Annotated in this window: 22 protein-coding genes; 11 read left to right on the top strand and 11 right to left on the bottom strand. The window is 34.5% G+C overall.

What is annotated here, in order from left to right:
- Nucleotides 1–131: 131 nt before the first annotated feature.
- Nucleotides 132–749 carry a hypothetical protein gene (locus ACMAYS_RS01620; RefSeq protein WP_412462616.1) on the top strand — a complete coding sequence of 206 codons (618 nt, stop codon included), beginning with the start codon at nucleotides 132–134 and terminating at the stop codon, nucleotides 747–749.
- The gene (locus tag ACMAYS_RS01615) at nucleotides 749–1759 is read left to right on the top strand and encodes a tyrosine-type recombinase/integrase (RefSeq protein ID WP_412462615.1); all 1011 of its coding nucleotides are present in this window, start codon (nucleotides 749–751) and stop codon (nucleotides 1757–1759) included. Before ACMAYS_RS01620 ends, ACMAYS_RS01615 begins: the two co-directional genes overlap by 1 nt.
- 205 nt (nucleotides 1760–1964) lie before the next feature.
- Here ACMAYS_RS01615 and ACMAYS_RS01610 read toward each other — a convergent pair whose 3' ends face one another.
- From ACMAYS_RS01610 to ACMAYS_RS01595, 4 genes are all read right to left on the bottom strand, one after another.
- Nucleotides 1965–2480, bottom strand: coding sequence for a hypothetical protein (locus ACMAYS_RS01610; RefSeq protein ID WP_412462614.1), 516 nt, complete (start codon nucleotides 2478–2480; stop codon nucleotides 1965–1967).
- Entirely contained in the window at nucleotides 2455–2943 is a 489-nt protein-coding gene (locus tag ACMAYS_RS01605) for a hypothetical protein (RefSeq protein WP_412462613.1), read from the bottom strand. Before ACMAYS_RS01605 ends, ACMAYS_RS01610 begins: the two co-directional genes overlap by 26 nt.
- On the bottom strand, nucleotides 2918–6286 hold the full coding sequence (locus ACMAYS_RS01600) for a hypothetical protein (protein WP_412462612.1): 3369 nt from the start codon (nucleotides 6284–6286) through the stop codon (nucleotides 2918–2920). Before ACMAYS_RS01600 ends, ACMAYS_RS01605 begins: the two co-directional genes overlap by 26 nt.
- 304 nt (nucleotides 6287–6590) lie before the next feature.
- Nucleotides 6591–7253 (bottom strand): hypothetical protein, encoded by a 663-nt coding sequence (locus ACMAYS_RS01595; protein ID WP_412462611.1) that lies wholly within the window; start codon nucleotides 7251–7253, stop codon nucleotides 6591–6593.
- Nucleotides 7254–7433: 180 nt separating this feature from the next.
- On the opposite strand from ACMAYS_RS01595, the gene ACMAYS_RS01590 reads away from it, so the two are divergent.
- The 3 genes from ACMAYS_RS01590 (at nucleotide 7434) to ACMAYS_RS01580 (ending at nucleotide 9524) form a co-directional block, all read left to right on the top strand.
- On the top strand, nucleotides 7434–7985 hold the full coding sequence (locus tag ACMAYS_RS01590; protein WP_103217236.1) for a hypothetical protein: 552 nt from the start codon (nucleotides 7434–7436) through the stop codon (nucleotides 7983–7985).
- Between the two features lie 212 nt (nucleotides 7986–8197).
- Nucleotides 8198–8974, top strand: coding sequence for a hypothetical protein (locus ACMAYS_RS01585; protein WP_412462610.1), 777 nt, complete (start codon nucleotides 8198–8200; stop codon nucleotides 8972–8974).
- Nucleotides 8964–9524 (top strand): hypothetical protein, encoded by a 561-nt coding sequence (locus ACMAYS_RS01580; protein ID WP_412462609.1) that lies wholly within the window; start codon nucleotides 8964–8966, stop codon nucleotides 9522–9524. Before ACMAYS_RS01585 ends, ACMAYS_RS01580 begins: the two co-directional genes overlap by 11 nt.
- Before the next feature lie 14 nt (nucleotides 9525–9538).
- Here the strand turns inward: ACMAYS_RS01580 and ACMAYS_RS01575 are convergent, their stop codons facing one another.
- Nucleotides 9539–9847, bottom strand: coding sequence for a hypothetical protein (locus ACMAYS_RS01575; RefSeq protein ID WP_412462608.1), 309 nt, complete (start codon nucleotides 9845–9847; stop codon nucleotides 9539–9541).
- Nucleotides 9848–10044: 197 nt separating this feature from the next.
- Between ACMAYS_RS01575 and ACMAYS_RS01570 the strand changes: the two genes are divergently transcribed.
- Nucleotides 10045–10383, top strand: coding sequence for a hypothetical protein (locus tag ACMAYS_RS01570; RefSeq protein ID WP_392991941.1), 339 nt, complete (start codon nucleotides 10045–10047; stop codon nucleotides 10381–10383).
- 33 nt (nucleotides 10384–10416) lie between these two features.
- Here the strand turns inward: ACMAYS_RS01570 and ACMAYS_RS01565 are convergent, their stop codons facing one another.
- Nucleotides 10417–11142 (bottom strand): hypothetical protein, encoded by a 726-nt coding sequence (locus ACMAYS_RS01565; protein WP_412462607.1) that lies wholly within the window; start codon nucleotides 11140–11142, stop codon nucleotides 10417–10419.
- Between the two features lie 157 nt (nucleotides 11143–11299).
- Here ACMAYS_RS01565 and ACMAYS_RS01560 point away from each other — a divergent pair, with 157 nt between their 5' ends.
- Nucleotides 11300–11734, top strand: a complete 435-nt coding sequence (locus tag ACMAYS_RS01560; RefSeq protein ID WP_412462606.1) for a thioredoxin family protein — start codon at nucleotides 11300–11302, stop codon at nucleotides 11732–11734.
- Nucleotides 11735–11745: 11 nt separating this feature from the next.
- On the opposite strand, the gene ACMAYS_RS01555 is transcribed toward ACMAYS_RS01560, so the two are convergent.
- Together ACMAYS_RS01555 and ACMAYS_RS01550 are read right to left on the bottom strand one after the other, a co-directional pair.
- Nucleotides 11746–12615, bottom strand: a complete 870-nt coding sequence (locus tag ACMAYS_RS01555) for a hypothetical protein (RefSeq protein ID WP_412462605.1) — start codon at nucleotides 12613–12615, stop codon at nucleotides 11746–11748.
- Nucleotides 12615–13208, bottom strand: a complete 594-nt coding sequence (locus ACMAYS_RS01550) for a LemA family protein (protein ID WP_392991949.1) — start codon at nucleotides 13206–13208, stop codon at nucleotides 12615–12617. Before ACMAYS_RS01550 ends, ACMAYS_RS01555 begins: the two co-directional genes overlap by 1 nt.
- 321 nt (nucleotides 13209–13529) lie before the next feature.
- Between ACMAYS_RS01550 and ACMAYS_RS01545 the strand changes: the two genes are divergently transcribed.
- Complete coding sequence (locus ACMAYS_RS01545; protein WP_412462604.1) at nucleotides 13530–13988, top strand: hypothetical protein; 459 nt, start codon at nucleotides 13530–13532, stop codon at nucleotides 13986–13988.
- Here ACMAYS_RS01545 and ACMAYS_RS01540 read toward each other — a convergent pair.
- The gene (locus ACMAYS_RS01540; protein WP_412462603.1) at nucleotides 13977–14861 is read right to left on the bottom strand and encodes a LysR family transcriptional regulator; all 885 of its coding nucleotides are present in this window, start codon (nucleotides 14859–14861) and stop codon (nucleotides 13977–13979) included. The genes ACMAYS_RS01545 and ACMAYS_RS01540 overlap by 12 nt on opposite strands.
- Before the next feature lie 157 nt (nucleotides 14862–15018).
- Here ACMAYS_RS01540 and ACMAYS_RS01535 point away from each other — a divergent pair, with 157 nt between their 5' ends.
- From ACMAYS_RS01535 to ACMAYS_RS01525, 3 genes are all read left to right on the top strand, one after another.
- Complete coding sequence (locus ACMAYS_RS01535; RefSeq protein ID WP_412462602.1) at nucleotides 15019–15813, top strand: hypothetical protein; 795 nt, start codon at nucleotides 15019–15021, stop codon at nucleotides 15811–15813.
- Nucleotides 15810–16673, top strand: a complete 864-nt coding sequence (locus tag ACMAYS_RS01530) for a CPBP family intramembrane glutamic endopeptidase (protein WP_412462601.1) — start codon at nucleotides 15810–15812, stop codon at nucleotides 16671–16673. Before ACMAYS_RS01535 ends, ACMAYS_RS01530 begins: the two co-directional genes overlap by 4 nt.
- A 173-nt stretch (nucleotides 16674–16846) precedes the next feature.
- Nucleotides 16847–17485, top strand: coding sequence for an HNH endonuclease signature motif containing protein (locus ACMAYS_RS01525; RefSeq protein ID WP_392991956.1), 639 nt, complete (start codon nucleotides 16847–16849; stop codon nucleotides 17483–17485).
- A 146-nt stretch (nucleotides 17486–17631) separates the two neighbouring features.
- Here ACMAYS_RS01525 and ACMAYS_RS01520 read toward each other — a convergent pair whose 3' ends face one another.
- Together ACMAYS_RS01520 and ACMAYS_RS01515 are read right to left on the bottom strand one after the other, a co-directional pair.
- Nucleotides 17632–18195: a hypothetical protein gene (locus tag ACMAYS_RS01520; RefSeq protein ID WP_412462600.1), complete on the bottom strand. Its 564-nt coding sequence runs from the start codon at nucleotides 18193–18195 to the stop codon at nucleotides 17632–17634.
- Between the two features lie 76 nt (nucleotides 18196–18271).
- Entirely contained in the window at nucleotides 18272–18775 is a 504-nt protein-coding gene (locus ACMAYS_RS01515; protein ID WP_103217226.1) for a hypothetical protein, read from the bottom strand.
- Nucleotides 18776–18838 lie beyond the last annotated feature (63 nt).

Genomic DNA, 18838 nt, shown 5'->3' with positions numbered 1-18838 from the left:
TTAAAGTAACATGTAATATATCTAGGCATAATTGGAGTTATGCCTAGATATAAAAAAATAAAAATCGACGTGGGGAAAAATTGATATATGACCCATGTGAATGATAAAATTAAAATAAGCAAGGAGCGCTTATGAAACAGCTTAGATCTCTGTCTGGAAGGACGTCTCAAGCATCGACACCTTTAATCGATAATACAAAACCGACATATGATGAATACGATATGATTGTTCTATCTAGTGGAAGCAATCAGAGTGAATGTGCCCAAAAGCATAATAATGATGAAGTTATCCATAAGACTCTCATGATTAAGTCTAAGTATATTTCTTGGGCCTACGATCTTGTGGCCTCAAAGATTACAAGAAAGAAACCAGGACTTGGGACAATTCTAAAGGCATTAGTTGAGCAATATGATAAGGAGCTTATTCGTAAGAAGAGACTCCTTACAAAGCTTAGAAACCTTTTTGATCTTATCATTGATGATACAGAGCTTTTAATCTCTAATAAGAAACATGGCCGTATCTCACAGGCCCAGCACTACCAAGAGCGTGTGCTTAAAGGACGCCATATTTTTAAGAGACTTCACTTCGAATATATGTTTGATGAAGATGACCTTTTAGAGGCCTTTACAAAGAAAGAATTGGCCCAAATTAATACATGGGTTATCTCGCCTAAGGAAAACCTTCTAGAAGCACTCGAGTCATGGTCTAAGAGTTATAAGCATACAGTTGTTGAAGGATCGTTTCAGTAATGGTTGGAGTAAGCTATTCTAGGTCAAGGGCCATAAGGCCTGCTAGATCGAATGCAAAAATTAACGATATCTTTGAGGACTTCCTAACCAAGTCTAATTCTGCTCATACTAGAGATGCCTATAGACGAGACCTTAAGAAGTTTCTAACGTTTCTAAAAGGATTTGAGACCTTTTCAAGCCTATCTGATGTTTCCCAGAGGCATATCTCGGCCTACCGAGACCATCTTCTAAAAAACGAAGAACTAAAAGATGCCACGGTGGCAAGACATCTGTCGTCCATAAAGCGCTTCTTTGACTTCTTAGTTGAAAAAGAGCTTTGCTATAAGAATCCAGCAACTGGAGTCTTTCGCCCTAAAGTTGTCATGGAAGTTAAAACCAATGATCTTAGTGCACCTGAAGTTATGGACCTCTTTGAGAGTGTTAATCAAAACAACCGCGATGGTAGCTATAATCTAAGTGGTGTCCTTCACTATACGATTCTACGTGTGATGTTCTATACTTTACTGAGAAAGTCGGAATTAATTGCGCTTAAAGTAGGGGACTTTGCTAGTGATAATATTGGCAATTACCTTCATGTACGAAGTAAGGGTGGCAAGAAACAAAAGGTCTACATCTCTGATGAAACCTTCAGTGACATTAAACACTATATGGAAGTCTTTAGCGCTCGCCGTGAATTTCTTGAAAATGAGCCTTTATTTACCTCTGGCCGTAAGTCTCAGGAACTTAAACCTCTTAATCGAAATACCATCGATCAGATCTTTCAAAAATACGCAAAGCTTGCTGGGATTAAGCATAAGATATCTCCGCACTCATCACGTGCTACAGGCATTGGTAATCTCTATGAGAACGGAGCAAGCCTTGAGGATCAGGCAACGTATGCGAGGCACTCAGACCCGCGTATGACTTTTTTGTATAATAAGCGTCGAAAAGAAAAGATTAATGAAATTGCAAATATTGTGAATTACATAGGTGAGGCAGATATTGCTAATGAAGAACGCTCTTGCGAGTAGAGATAGAAATATATATCTAACGCATTAGGTATTGCTGTATAAATTATTCTTTCGTACATGACCCTAGAAGAGAAATTCTTAAAACTTGTACATTATTAAAGTATCCTGTTGGGTTCTTAGCATATCTACGTTGATATTTGTTTCATCAGTTATTCGCATTTTTAAATATATATTTTCATAATGGTATTTTACCATTGTAAGAAGTTTAGCTTTTATTGAAATAATCAATGATTCCTAAAATTGAGCTGACAAGTCCGATTGTTGCTACCGCTTTTCCCCAGTGCTTCTTCCATAATGGTAGAGAGTTATCAATAATTTCATCAAGTTTTAAACGTATTTTACTGATCCATTCTTGATTTGAATTTGAATACTCAAGTAGTGTAATTAAGTTTCTATCAAACTCGGCAGTATATTGCTCAAAGAGATCAGTGAACGATGTTAATCCAAAGATATGATCAGGCTTGTGTATACAGTTGTCTCTTAGGATTTCATGAAGTAAGTTTACTCCTTCATTATTAATGGGAGCTCCACTGTCTCTTACGGGAATGCATAAATCTATTATTGCCATACTGTATTTATTTTTTCTAAGTTTCTCTCTAGCTGCATTAGATGATCTTGCTTTATCAATAGTAACCTTATCACCATAAGACGCAATGATAGAAGTCTCAACTGTTTCAATTTTATCTAAACTATCATCAATTATTAATACTTTTGTTTTCATTATTTTTTCTCCATCTGCTCAACGTTTTACTTATTTTCTTTTTCCAGTCTTCATTCCCGCTTTTATAGTGAATTACATCTTGAAATGTATGTGTATTTTGTTTTTTAATGCGAAGAATTAGGTTTTCCAGAGTCGTCATCTCATTACTCTCTTCGCCAAAATATTTAAAAGCAGTGAAGATGATAAATGGCAACTCTTTGTCATACCTCTTTAACTCTTTCAATACTTCTTCACCAGCAAAGTGTAATAGATCAACATTCTTGTTGTGCTTCTTAATATCATTCATTGGCAATGTCATATCTAGAATCATGAAATCAATTTTGCTATCGTTTTTAACTACCTCACGTAAACCTTCTTTTACTGACTTCTTTATATTAATGTTTTTTATGTACTTTAGATTTTTTAAAAAACTATAAATATCGGCACCTTTTTTCCCATCATCTTCGATTACTAAAATATTCATAAAGACGCTCCTCGTTTACAGCTAAGGAAAATGTAAAACAATTTTCACTTAAACCAAAATTTATGTTTTTTATATCTATGTTAAATGTCCCAATTAGAATTCTTATAATTCGCTTTATTCCTGTGTTTTTATTTTCGGTGTCAAAATTATTGTTAGCAATATCACTCTTTACTTTGCATATTATTTCTTTTTTGTCTTCCGATTCGTTACTCTTGTTTGAGAATTCAAATATTATTGAATTACCAGATCTTCTTGTAGAGAAAATCGCTCTTTTAACACCATCCTCAGTCTGTCCGTGTCTAATAAAGTTACTTATTAAGTTCTCAAATATGTAATTTACCGCTTTAGCTTCTTCACTGTTTAGTGATACATTATTAATAGGCGTAACGTAATTTTTTATTAATTCAATTTTCAAATCTGGATTAATCATTATTTCTTCTGTTATCACGTATTCTACAATTTCATCTAGTTTGTAAATTGATGCAGGATTGTTGCCTTGAAAGTAAAACCAGCTTTCTATGTCCTCAAGTCTTTGTTTAAAACTTGTTTCAGCATGTAGAAAAATTGTTTCGATTTGATTACTGTACTCAATTGCTAAATGCTTTGTGACATGATTCATTATCTGCTTGTATATCTGGGTTAATGATTTTACGAACTCTTCTGAATAGTAATTTCTTATATCCTGTAAGTCTTCTTCTGTTTTTTTTACTAGATAGCTTAACGACTTTTTTAGAAAAGAGTTTTGATCATTTGTGTTTTGTACAAGATCTTCCATTAATTCTTTTTTTTCTGTATCGGTAAAGTTGAGGCGAACTAAACCTGATTTATTCTTTGCTGTTTGGACACGTAGTATCTTGTCAGTAAAATTATCTATCGTTAATTGTATCTGATCGTAAAGGTTATGAAGAGTTTTATAAAATAAGCTCTTGTTTGATTTTGACATTTTTACAAGGGCCTTATCGATATTCTCTTGTGTCGGGTAATGTCCATCTACCTTATCTATTATTACTTTGTGTTTTTTTAGAGGGGCCCGAACTTCACCACTTAATATATTATGTCTTATTCTGGTTCCTATGTAGTTATTCAAACCTGACATCTCGCTATTTATGTAGACGCTTCTGATGTGGTCAAAGATTAATGAAAATATAAAGTACCTATCCAGTTCAGCATATATCTCCTTCATAAAGGTTCCTTTTGACCTGGAGTGCTCAAACTCAGTAAGAAACAGAATTGATGCTGACATTGTTGGAGAATGTGGGTCTACAAATGAAGAATAATTGTAATTAATATAAGTCTCAAGCTCTCTGGACAAGTTTTTAATGTCGGCATAAATTCTTCCGTCATTTATTTCTCTTTTTAATTTAGAGCGAACTTTTGATAGTGCGAGGATAGAAATTTCTTCTTTGTGACTGTCTAGATCATCGGGGTCTATTTTAAATAGTATTTGAAGAATTCTTGTTCTCAGATCAAAAACTTCCTCGTCGCTATTGTATAATAAAGACCTGTTTATCACATCAAAGATACAGATCTTTTTAAAATATATTTTCAGGTAATCTTTGTTGTCGAGGTAGAGGAGTGGTGTCTTAACTATTTCTTCCGGGGAAGGTAGGTGATTTACATTCATAAAATTATCCCAGAATGTATACATTGTGTAACTGTTAAAGTTAATGTTACCTTCTTCACATACTATATAATACAGAATCATGACTGATATATCTTCGTGCTTATACTTTAGTCCTTTTTCAATAAATATGTTTATTACTTTGTCAATTGGGTAATAGTCGAATCTATCATTGTATTTTGCATAAAGGCTAAGTATGAAAATGACTAGACCTCTCATTTCTTCTGCAGCAAGAAGTGACCAGAAATAAATACTGTGCAGCTTTTCAAGGTAAATAGTGTTTTGTGTATGGTTTAGAATATTTTCTTTCCATTGTAATATTATTCGTGAGTAATCTTTTGTAGAGTATAGAAGTTCATTCCTTTTGTAGTTTGACCATGGAGAATCTCTATCTGTTGTTTTTGCTTGTAGTTGTTTTAGCAAGATAGGATGCAGGTAGTAGTTAGATACACCATAAAAATTTTCAAGGAACAGAGTTTCCTCATTTGAGATGATAATATTGTAGATGTTATCAGAGTTGTCTGGAAATATAATAGACTCAATTAAAGAGTTTACAATATGAGATTGTTCAAAATTATTGAACATGAAGTACAGTTGATCAAGACGAAGGAATAATGTTAATCTTTTGGATTCTCTTTCAAGAAGCTTGTCTAGCTGTTGGAAAAAAAACAAGCTTGACGCTACGCCTCTTTCTTTTTCTTTCAAAAGGTTCCAGTTTAGCAGAAGAGCTTCGTATTCTATAAAAGACAAGCTATTGTTCTTTTTGGATATTTTATTTAATGCATTTTTTATTATTTCTACTTCCATATTAGAGTCTATTATTGAAGTAAATTTATTCAGATCATGCTGTGTAGCGAGAAGGTTTGGAGATGAAGCACTGTATGTTTCTTTGAATGTTTCATTGTTAATCAAAGAACTTAGAAAGTTCCTTTCCTTGCTTGTTAGGATCTGTTTGTAAACTTTTTGCGTAATTACAAATCTATCTATCAGTGTTAATGCTTCTGACATGTGAAGTGCCTGATTGAGGTCTACTTCAGAAGAAAATCGATAAGGAAAGAAGTATAATTGTAGCACGCTGTGTGCAAGCGCTTGGTTCTGCTTGCTAGTTTTTTGCCCTATTATTTCTATGCTGCTCTCAAAGTCTTCTATTAGAGCCTTGTAGTTACTTTTCTTTTGTTTAGTTGTTCTCATGATAACAAGTGCAACATCTAGCAGAAGTATTTGTTGTGAGCTAACACTTTTTTCTATTTGCTTATATAGTCTCTTTGATTCTCTGCAGTGCTTTGAAATTAAGTATAATTTTTCAATTACCCAAAAACTTAATCCAAATTTTTTTACAACTTTCTCGCACTCTTTAAATGCTTCTTCAAACTCTCCAAAGCTAATGTCGCTTTCAATTTTGAGTCTACTTTTATTGAACTTCTTGATCGTTTCACTTTGGTGCAATATACCATGAATAAGGTAGGCCAGCTGTCTAGTAGAGGTTGATGTTACAGGCGTCGTGACAGGGAGAGTAAGAAGAGTTCTTGGTTTATTGTTTGTCAACAGTGATATTTCACTTAGTAAGAATCTAAAGTCATTAGTTCTTAATTTGTTTACTACCTTCACTTGATCTTCAAATTTTAAATGTAGTTTAAAATCATTAAGGAGAGATAGATTAGTGATTTTTATGTTGTAGTAATTTGTTAAGAATGATTTCTCTGTAATATTTTTGTTTCTCATTGTATAAATAATGTCCCTTCTCGGTCAGCTATTGTGTTAACAATTCCATAATATGGTAAAAGATTAAGTGAAACAAACTTAATTTAAGATGGACGTAAAATTAGTAGGTTAGGTTGTTTTTCTTTTGCGGAGCAAGCCTTGAGGATCAGGCAACGTATGCGAGGCACTCAGACCCGCGTATGACTTTTTTGTATAATAAGCGTCGTAAAGAAAAGATTAATGAAATTGCAAATATTGTGAATTATCTAGATAAACAAGAAGACGAAGAAGCCTCGAACTGAAGTCGAGGCCTTTAATTTATTAATTATTTTTCGTAACCGCGAGCTTCAATTTCTGCTCTTACGATCTTTTTAAAATCATATGCATCAATTACTCCGCCATAAACAACTGTGAAGTATCTTGGATTTGATTGTAACTCTCTAAATGTTACAGGATCTCTTTTTCCGTTTAAAGCTGCTTGAAGAAATGTCTTATAGCCTCTTGACTCTAAGTAAGCGATACCTTCTTCTGTTAAAACTGTATTTCTCTTATACCCTTCACAAAGTGACCTGCTGTCATTTAGATCCTTTAATACATCAAGGAATTCTTCATTCGAAATTTTAAAACGTTTTGCAACTGAGCGTTTAAACTTTTTAAAATCTTTCTTATGATCTTCACTATTTTCATTCATTGTTGATACAAATCTCTTATAGAACTTATAAGTTCCTTTGTAATGAATCGACTTGTAAAGAACAATTGGTGATACCAATACTGCAGCAAGTGGCGATACAATAATTGAGTATGCATCTCCACTTGCCAATAGAAATTCGAACATATCTTTATACTCACTGCCCATAACTGCTAAGACATTCTTAGAAGCTTTCTCATTGTGCTGGATTGTTGTATTTTCATAAATTCCTACACAATTAGCTGAAACAGATGCTGAAAGTGTTGATACTAGTGCAAGTGCTAATAATAATTTTCTCATGTTTTTCTCCTCGTTTTTATAATCATGTTTTGTTTGATTGTTTTTCTGTGAGGACAAGATAATCGATAGCTGAATTTCTCTCATTTACATCAGGTGACGTTTTCAAAAAGTGTGTAAGCTTTACACTTTTTTAAGAATATTTAAGTACTTAGATGTTTAAACGATCCCGATAAACCCTTCATGTCATACTTGGATCTATGTAGCGAATATAAGAAATCTCGAGAGCTCTTCTTTAAAACCCATGATGATGCCTCAAATTTTGCAGCAACTTTGTTTAAAGGTTTTAAAAGTCATTTGGGTATTGCAGAGAGTGAGTACGATCTTATTAAGCTCGTTCCAACCATTCAGTTTAGTGAAGAAGATGAAGGAGAATATTTTTCACCTATTGATGAGGACGTCTCCTATACACCTCACGGGGCCGTAAAGCTTGCTGAAAATGGTTATTGGATTTTTTCAATCCTACTTAGACTTCACATGGATGGTAATAAGAGTTTGCAGCCAGCAGAAAATATTAAGTTTGATTTTAGCTACAAGAAAGGCAAAGACGCAATTCTCTTTAAGTATGTGCAAGACAAGCCTGATATGCAGATCAAGTCCCAAGAGTTAGAAAGCTTCTTAGCGGAGAGTGTGTATCCAGAAATGGAGAAAACTGTGGTGGACTTCTATCGTAGCCAAGTTAAGTTTTTTCAACATGACAGAAGTCTAGAGCGAAAGATTGGGCTTATCCCATGAGCGAAACTTAGAAAATTGGCACCTTTTTCCGCTTTAGAAGCAATCAAAGATAACTCTCCTGTATTACAAGATTTAAGGCCAATAAAATATTCCAGTTACTTAGCTTGGTAACTTTAAAAGAAGCTAAAGCAGTCCTATTATCATTATGAATTGATACTCTAGAGCTCTAAACGAGGTTAAGATTAAGTTATTGTTTTCTTAAGGGGGAGTTCTTGAAATATACAAGATTATTTGTATTTGTTGCGATTATTATCTTAGGACTTAGCTCATGCTCAAATCCGTCTCGTAGGCCACTTGAAGTTTTAGATCACGAAAGACTTATCAATGTAACAGCTTATCGATCTTTTTCTATTGAATATTTTAGAATGTTGGCCAATGTGAAATATCAGTATTCTCAAATCCCTGTATCAAAATACCCCGAGCTTAAAAATAATCCGGCCTATTTATATTATAGTACTTTGGATGCCGATAAATTATATGCAAAGTATAAGCAAAATCTCAAGTCAAAAACGAAAAGGGATGAGACTTATAGTTTCGCTTATAAGCTAAGTGATTACCCCGCTTGGAAGAATTATGATCATAAACGAAACTTCTATAATAGCGTGAATACGAATGAGATTGTTAACAGCTTCAAGAAATATGACCAAAAAGCAAACAAGAAGAAAATTGCATATGCCAAAAAAATTCTTGAACTAGAGCTTTCTTTTAGTGTTGCCGATGAAGTTTTAAAAAGAATGACCGACAAAATTCCTAAATACGAAACAAAAACATTTCTAAAGATCAACTTCTCTAGCATGATGAAGGTTTCAAGAGAAATTTCGTTACCATATTACTTTCTTGTCATCAAAAATATCAAAGATGAAGACATAGAGAAAATTATCAAAATCTATGAAGGTCCAGAGTTTAAACTCTACAAGAAGGTTTTAATTGATACGATCATAACTGACATGGATGAATATAAGAAAAAGGGACAAAGAAATGAAGTCTAAGCTGCTACTTTTAATCATATTATTTTCATCACTATCTTGTGCAACAAAGAAGCTGAGCGCTGAAAATGAGGCCCGCTATAAACGCGATAAGAGTCGCTATGCAAAGATTTTGGTCATCCCACGCTATTATAATGGCAATGCTGATGGGAAACGTAGTTCGATGCCTCTTGGTGTTTCGCTAGGACTTAATCCGGTCGAGCTTAAGGACTTTGAAATCTGTAGTTTAAAAAGTTGTAAGAATAGAAAGGAAAGTCGCAGGCTTAAGATCACAATAGAGGTCTATCAAGAAGCCGGTCCTGCTTCATTCTTATCTGCTATGACTTTAACAGTTATACCGGCTAAGGAAACCACATGGCTTAGGGCCACTACAATCGTTGAAGATGCTAAGGGAAATGAAATTGATCGCTTTAGTGTTGCCGACGGACTCGAAACTTATTTTCAGCTGTTCTTCGCTTTCGCTATGCCGTTTCAAATTAACCCGTCTGGTGAGGTTGTGAACAATCTAGTCGAGCGCAGTCTAAAGGTTGCGTATGATAAGAAGCTTATTTAGTTAAAAGGGGCGCCCTAGAGTAAAAACTTACCGATCAAGACTTGTCCGTAAACCTGGCCATTAATTCGAAGTTGTTGAATCTGAAGGCTGATGGTTTCAGTGTTACTGATATACTTTTCTTGATTTTGTTTTTGGGCTTTATTTGTTATTTGAAATTCCTGCTTTAGCTGAATGACTCTATTATTAATAAGGCGACATTCATCACTAGTAAGTGAAATATCTTCGACATAGTCGAAGCTAAAGTTTTCTACACTTATTTCACATGCGTAAAGAGCTTGCTGAATAAGTAGTGATATTAAAATAGGTAATAGTAATTGTCTCATAAATCTTGTGTAATTGTGTTGTTCTAATTCTCTATAGTTAGTTGAACTATGTAAAGAGTAAGCAAGGGTACAAATCACAAAATAATAAATTCGTATGCTTACCAAGTAATTCTCGAATAATTCTTAAGGTTTTGAAATCGTTCACTAATTGGTGACTTTACACCGATATAAAACAAAAGAATTCAATAGGGAGAGTTATGAAAAAGATCGTTCTATTTTTTCTGCTTACAAGCTGTGCAAATATGTCGACTGAACCAGAGCATGTAAAAGCAAGTTATGTTTCACCACAAAAATACGCAAACTTTGATTGCAAGATGCTTGTAAGTGAGTATGGCGGATTAAAGCAGCATGAGAAGGTTCTTGTTGATGCTCAACGAAGAAGGGTTGATGATAGCTATAGCCAAGCACTCATGTTTGGAGGCATAGGAAAAGGCGATGGCGTTGAAGCCTTTGAACTTGCTAGTGTTAGAGGTCAGATTATAGCCGTTAAAAAGAATTATGAAAGTAAGAACTGTATGAAGGTTTCTTCGAAATAAAAAAGGGCCACGTCAGTGGCCATATTTCATTTATTAAATAACCGGCTTAAACCTTACCTCATCAAGAACTTTGTTTAACTCTCCAGTAATGAAATCTTGATTTAGTGTACTTTCAAAAAGGATGTAATCCTTAGGTTTAAATTCAACTTTATTGTTAATCTTAACTTCTTTCGTCTCCACAGCGCCGCCTTCGTATGACATCTTCTTCACTTTAAAAGCGAAATCGAGTGAAAGAATATTATCAACACAAGACATTCCAAGATTCATGGCCTGAATACTTGTCCAGTCTTTGATGTCAGGTGGAGTGATTTTTGCTTGAATCATTCCGGCCTTATTTTTAAGAGGCTTAAATTTGAATTTAAGAAAATTTTCAAAGATTTCAATGAAGCTCAAAATATTCTTATTTGGAAGGATATCAAGCTGAAGATGTCCACACTCATATGGTGTATCAATATCTCCACAGATAACATAAAGGGAAGTGGCCTTCTCAGTAATTAGGCAGTTATCAGCTAGTTTAAAACTAAAGCTTGTCTGCTCACCGCTTGCTTCAACTGTTTCAATAACTTTAAATGCCGCTTCGTCCTTGGCCTTAAACTTCTTTATATTCACTTCACACAGGTGGATGCCTATTTTTGATAGATCGGCTTCACCATGGGCCTTAATCGTAAGATCTCCGTTTATCTGCTCGCCCTGGGGCCAGCTCTCGCCAGCAAGTTCTAAATTCAACTCTAATGGTTTTAAGAAGAAAGTCCCTCTCATAATATATGCCTTTTCTTTATGTAGGTTAAAAATACTATTCTACTGTAAATAGAAGGTAGACGCCACCTGAATACAAATTGTTATATCCAATTAAGTTTGTTGTAAATTTTAATGTGAATGGTTATAGTAAGATTGAATTTATCAGGGTGGTGCTTTTATGAATATAAAAAGAATAAATAATGAAAACTTTGAATCTGTCGTATCTAGTGAAAGAGGCGTTTTCGTTATTAAGTTTTATTCTGATACCTGTGGCCCATGTAAATCAATGGCACCTGTCTTTGAGGCCCTAAATGAAAATAACCCAGAAGTAAATGTTTATGAAGTAAATACCATGGAGAGTCCTGAGATTGCAGATCAATTTGGAGTGCGTGGCGTTCCATATACGGCCATTTGTGAAAATAGGGAAGTTCTTTATGACTTCACAGGGCTTACACCCCTAGGAAAGATTCAGTACGTGATAAATAATATCAATGATTCACACTTTCGCTTAACAGGTGAGTTTAAGGCACCGGAGACAAAGAAGAACTACTTCTTTGAAGCAATCGTCATTAGTTTGCTAGCAGTCTTTGCTCTGGCCATCTTTTTTGTGTAAAACAGTTGTTCTTATGAAAAGAGGATATAAATACCAACGATTATGCAAGCAATAGCGCCAATATTTTTCAAGTAAAAACTACGGTTGACCCTTTTGGCAAAATTCTCTTCTTGATCTTTTGCTACAATAACATAACCGATGTCAAATACTTGATTACCGCCTTTTGCTTTAGTTAGTAATATAGTACTCTCTTTTATTTGTTCCTGTAGGTATTCTTCCGATATGTCATTAATTAGATTTCGATACTCAAAAAGCTTGGGGTTGTCAGATGATGGCCAAACTTTTGTACAAAGTAGTGAATGCTCAGCATATGGTAAGTTGTAACTAGTGGGAGGTTGACATGAACCAATCGCATAAACCTTTTGTCCACTTAGAAAGACAACTTCTTTGAAGTAGAGATTTTTTGTATTAATAAGATTCAAATTATCAAGATGGTCTACAATCCTTTGCCTTTCACATAATTCTAGATTTCCGCTTTTAACAAAAAGATGGTCGGTATTGATATGTTTAAGCCCATTACTTCTGTATAGATCAATTAGGGCGAGATCTTCTTCCCCATCATTCTTTATCTGTAAAAATGCACTAGAGCTTATGTGTGCTCTTTCTTTCCAATGTCCGTATCTTCCATATGAAATATATTCTTCAACTATTATGTAATATGCTACGCACTCGATGCCATTTATGGGTGAAATTAATGAATTTTGTCCATATACTTTACCTTGGATTTCAACGTTTTCACCGATCGCTGCTGATCGAATTTTCGAGGTAGGGATACTTTTAATTTTTAAATATTCATTAAAGCTTTTTAAAGAATCATATATTAGCTTTCCTCCCATCATGAATGCTATCAGAGAGGTCGAATACTTATCTGGTTTAGACATTAAGCATTCCTTTTAAGTGTATCAATCTTTAGTTCTGGATAAGCCTTTTCTTCTTCACTGACTTTAAAAAGAACCTCTTCTTTGTAGCCTAGTATTGGCGTGAAGAATACATAAGGAATTTGCTCAATTCGTGTATTATATATAGTTACAGAACTATTGTAGTATTCACGTCTGTCTGCAAGTGTATCTTCAAGTTTTGAGATTTTGTTTTGAATTTGTATGAAATTATTATTTGCTTTAATTTCAGGATAGCCCTCACTCAAGGCCAGAAGGCCTTTTAATGACTTTGAAACCTCTTCAGATGCCTTCATCTTTTCTTTGCGACTATTTTCTGCTCCCACCAACTTCTCTCGAGATTCCATAATCCTGTCTATCATTGCAACTTCATGCTCTATATACTGATTACAAATTTCGATAAGCTTTGGGATCTCATCGTATCGCTGCTTTAAAATGACATCAATATTTGCCCAGGACTTCTTAACCTCTTTAGAAACTTCAATTAGGTTGTTGTAGACAGAGACAGACATGAATAGGAGCAAAAAAACTGTAACAGCAGTAGTTAAATAAAGTGAAATTGTAAGCGATTCGCTCATTATAATCTCCATTGAAAACAATAAAATTTCTTATATCTTATCTCAAATAATGTATTTTTTAAGAGGTGGTTTAAGAAGATAACTCACAATAAATGCGTTAGAAGTATTGGATTTTAAGCGATAGGTGAAATTACGATTAGTTATGGGCCAAAGTTAATGAATCTCTTAATATCCTATAGACAAGTATTGTTAGATAATTATAAATGCTGCGGAATTATATTCCTGTCTGCCTAGCAATAAAGGAAGGCGCTTGATTAGTATTACCTTTATAAACTTTTCATTAAGTTTACTAAGCAACGAGAAGTTTGCTACTTATTGCTTATGAAATCTATCATTTTCACCTTTTTATCCATTCTTTTGGCCACGCATTCGTTTGCTGCAAATGATTGTGCTGATCTAAGTGACGACTGTGCATATTACAGCTGTATAGAAAAAGAGCGAGTATGTGGAAAGCGTGGTTATCCCTTGGCCTTTGGGCAAAAATACTGTAATAAATTCGATTCTAGAGTTGAGAAGTTTTCTGAAGACGGTAAGAAATGGATTCAGGATGTTAAGGCATGTCTAATTTCTGGTATGAATGACATTTCTGCTGAGACTAGTTGTCGAGAGTTTAAGAAAACTGCCATCTCTCACCACGTTCCTTGTTATCTGAGTGCAGGCTACTGTGAGCTTAGCAAAGAAGATAAGAAGCAGGTTATAAAAATTGTCAGAGCATCGGCCTGGAGACTTGATATCATTCTTGCTGGCTACCAAGTTATTTCAAGCTGTTTAAATGATTGATAATTGCTCTTTTAAGCACTTAATCCACGCCTGTGCATTTCGTGAAAGAAAGTGATTCTTCTTTGTGACAAGCTTAAGAGGGAAGTGAAACGTCCCCTTTGGATATAATCTTTTAAGCTCTTTTGCCTTGATTCCTTTTTCAACCATAATTGACGGAAGGATTGAAACCCCGAGGCCTTGTAAGACCATTTCCTTGTGTGACGTTAAGCTGTTTGATGAGATTGTAATCTTAACGTTCTTATAATCCTTATTCATCTTAGAAATTGTCGGATATTTTTTCGTTGTCACATCATCAACCTCGCGTGAGCCAATGAATGATCGTATAACGTCCAAATTCTTATGCTCAGAGGCCTTAATGACTAAATCATAGGGGATAGATGCAACTTCTTCTAGATCAAGTTTGTGGGCGTATTTGGCCATCTCTGGCGTATGAAAGAAGAGACCAAATTCAAACTCTCCATCTTCGATCCTATTAAATAAGTCAGATGAGAAACTTGTAAAACACGCTGGTTGTACTTGCGGATATTCACTAAGGAATTCTTTTAAGATTCGAGGAACAAAGTATGCAGAAATCGGCTCACTAGCACAAAACTTTAAAGGGCCTGAGCATTCAAATTTTCCGTCACTTACGATATTTTCGATATCTTCAACTGTTTTAAAAATAAGTTCACATTTGGCATAGATCTCTTGGCCAATATCAGTGAGAGTCGTCTTCCTCTTTTCACGATTTAAGAGTTTCACACCAAGCTGATCTTCTAATAGGGCCACTGTTTTACTAATCGATGGTTGCTGGACGTAGAGCTTCTTAGATGCCTTTGTGAAGCCTCCGTACTTGGCGACATAGTAGAAATGTTTTAAGTGACCTAATTCCATAAGATTTCCTATTATTCATATTAAGAATGATAATTATGTTTATTATATAATATATCTATATAGCAAGATTGAATTCAGTAATTATTATAGGTCGTATTTATCTACTTCAATAAAAATAGTATCACTCTCTAAATGTTTATCATTAGGAGAGTGTTTCATGAAAATTATGCAATTTTCTGTAGTTACAATTTCATTACTATTTTCGATGCGTATCGTGGCACAAGACAGTTGTTCAAGTGTAAACGAGGTAACACAGGAACAATTTGATTGCTCAATTGAAATCCTTAAAAACACAGCAAGTAACACGAAACTTTCCCAAGTAAAGGCGCTTAATCTTTGCCGAGAATATTCACTAGGTATTGAAAATATAATGTGTGGGGTAGATCTATCACCACGAGATATTAAAGCGGGTATTGAGTTATGTATAAGCTACACACGCGATCAACTAGAGTGCGGGAAAGACCTGAATAAAAAAGTTTCAAGTTTAAATATCAAAGAAGCTGTAAGCTACTGTGCAAGCGAGAGCCAAAAAGATATAAACTGCTCATTAGATTTATCTGATAATAACTCAATGTGGATACCTAATTCATTTAAGGACAACTTAACGACTTGTAAGAAGTATTCAGGTGAAACAATTGAGTGCGCCGTTGGTACGAGCTCACTTCTTTCGACTTACGGTTTTAATTACAATCTAATGTTATGCCATGAGTATGATTATGAAACAGTGAAGTGTGTCGGAAATATCTCTAATGAATCATCATTTGGAAAACTTATTACTCAATTTTTTGATACTGCAGCTCTTTGTAAATCACAAGGTGAGAAAGTTACCCGCTGTGCAGTTAAATATGCTGAAGATAATTCTTCAGTAACAGATTTAATTAGTACAACAAGATTGAAAGAGAATCTGAAGAAAGGGTTTGTTCAATGCAATATGGTTACTAAGGCTTTATGATTAAAGATAAGAAGCTTTTTAAATTTTTGTTAATTACTTTTATTAGTGGTTTTCTTTGTCAGGGATTATTTCTTTATTACAAGAATAGTTTATTCCTAATTATTGCGATGTGGACTCCTGCGATTGGCCTACTGGGACTTGGTGAAGAAGCTAAAGACGTTATTAAAAATCTAAGAGTTTTTTCTTTTAAATATATGGCACTCACGCCTATCGTTGCACTGACGCCATACATCCTGTCACAGCTAAGTTTTTATATGCTTGATTTAGGGGCATGGAATAGCGAAAGCTTTGTTTTGAGTCCCGATTTTTCCAGAATAGCTGAAGTTAAAAAGATTGGTTTAATGCTAGGGACAGGTGAGCAGTCATATTCATTCCTTGCTTTGAATCTATTTATAACAATTCTAATTGGAACTATTCCAACAACAATTATGGCCACTCTTGGAGAAGAGATTGGATGGAGAGGGTATTTACAAGATACTTTAACTACTAAGTACGGCTTTTTAAAGGGAACGCTTCTCGTTGGATTGATTTGGGCATATTGGCATATTCCTGCAAACCTAGGAGGTGTAAATGGTTCAGAGAATGTCTTTCTCACTACCTTTATTACTTTCCCTTTAATTGTTGTTTTTATGAGCTTTGCCCTGGGGTGGTTTAAAATAAAGTCTAATTCAACTTGGGTTTGTGCTGTTTTACACGGAATAAACAATACGGTCTCAGGTATTTATCTAATAAGGCCATCTAATCCAAAAACAGGTGAGTACATTGAAATGATATTTAGCATTTTGGTTGGGCTAACATTTATAGTTATAACAATTATGCAAAATAAGAAGTCAAGCAAACAACATAGGCAAGGCCAATGAGTTCAGTTATAGAGATTCTGTGGTATGGGTTGTTGTATTCAATCTGCTTATTTAGGGTGCGCCCCTAAAGCAAATTTTCAAGGCGAAATATAAACTAAATTATACTCTTAGTTTTTGAATCTCTTAAAAAGCGTTGGTATTCTTTCATTATTCATACAATCAAGAGAGGTGATATGGATGACTCAAAGGACATCCTATACAAAAAACTAACATGCTTATACGAAGAACATAAACTTATGTTTACAGATGAGAAAGACTTCTGTGCTGAAATTTTCAGTGTAGCCGAATATATTCTTAGATTAAGAAAACAAAAGAAAAATTACTCAGCTGCTACTGAAAATTTAAATAATTTAAAAGAAGAAATTTCCTCTAAATATATTGTAAATAGAGATGGGACTATATTTAGTAAAAGAAGGTCTAAGCTCTTGAGCTCGTGGATAACAAGAGCTGGATATGAGCAGTGTTCCCTAAGTCTAACAAATAATCAAAGTAAGACCATGTATGTACATCGACTAGTTGCTTTATTTCATGTAGAAAACTCTGGTTACTTTGATAGTGTAAATCACATTGATGGTAACAGGGCCAATAATTTCTACGAGAATCTAGAATGGGTATCACATAAGCAAAATCATTTAAAAAGAAGTCAGCGAAATTCTGGCGATACTTTTGGAAGTAATTTTTGTACAAAACAAAAAAAGTGGAAGGCTTGTTTACAAATACATGGAGGCTCTTTTAAGAAACAAAAAGACGCAGATAAAAAATATAATGAATTACATAGAATAATTTATGGATATAAAGCATTTAGAGAGTGACTTTTTCAGACGGGCTTAAGTGTTATAGGGGAAAATATTTTATATCATATAATATCAGTTATATGGGGTAAGACCATATTATAACTTATGATAATGATTATATCTTGAAATATCGCCTCATACATCTAGGCAAATTTTAACAAGCTTTAACGACAGTAATTTGTCAGTTGATATAGCTTCTCACATGCTCTGGCCGCTGAGAAACAATCTGACATATCACGTGAGATAAACATCTGTGATCCACATGAAATTTGACCTAGGTCCTCAACAAAGATTTCGTGTGTTTTTTCTTCAACTAAACGGCCTTTGAAATATGCACTCATTTTTATGATATTTTTGCCCGTGTGTAGCACAGGTTTTTTTCGAAGGTTTTTGGCCCATAGATTGACTGAAGTTTTCGTGCGCTGACTAGTCATATCGTAACGGAGAGTTTTCGATTTATTTCGGCCTTTTTCGTCCGTGTATGACACGACGATTTTATCGGCCTCTAAATTTTGCCCCACAATGAAGTCTTCAAATCTTACGGGATATAGATGTCGCGTTTTACATCCAAACGCCTTTACGGCCTGATTTGAGCCGTTGTCGCATTTGATGCCAACACCACCAATTAAAGTCGCAGCTTCATAGGTATTTTGCTGTGTATTTTGAAAATTTAAGCCGTATGAGTAACAGCTAAAAATAGCTGATAAAATGACCAGGGAAAGTTTCATGAAAAATCCTTCTTTTATAAAACAATAAGTAAGCAAAAATTATTTCATAAAAGAAGGGGATTTTTCAATCACTATTTTAGACACCAATAACGATATCGTCGTCACCAGGTGCTTGTTTTACTTCAAAACATTCAACGCGATAGAGATGGTCGTTTGACTCTCCTATTGCTTTTCCATTTTTGGCACGATCAAAGTGTCTCGGACTGTATAGAACACGGGCCGAAATAGGCCATTTTGCATCTAATATATCAATTGCATGATCATCGGTTTCCACAACAGACCATTTGAAATAGCCATTTCCACCAATAATTACATTAGAAAAAAGTGCGCGCCCATTGCCATAATCCATAAGCATTTTTAGGTCTGGGCCTGTGATATTATTGTACTGTTCGTGAAATACTGAATTAATAAGTCTTCCGGCATATGCACGGTATGAGACTGGATTAACAACCTTCTCAAAGATATCTACTTGGCAACGGAATGCAATGTGATTCGTTGTCCCAAAGTCTACGGTTGCTGCGATTGTTGATACTGCTGAAATTAATGTTAATGCAATAGAGATTTTAGTTAAAATCTTCATTTGTCCCCCAACTGTAAATAATATTTAACAATTATTATGCAAATGGGGGCGATCTTAATAGTT

This window comes from Halobacteriovorax sp. RT-2-6 (genome assembly GCF_047085025.1).
Lineage (GTDB): Bacteria > Bdellovibrionota > Bacteriovoracia > Bacteriovoracales > Bacteriovoracaceae > Halobacteriovorax_A.
Note: the sequence above shows the minus strand (reverse complement) of the source record. Positions and strands in the feature narration are given on the sequence as shown.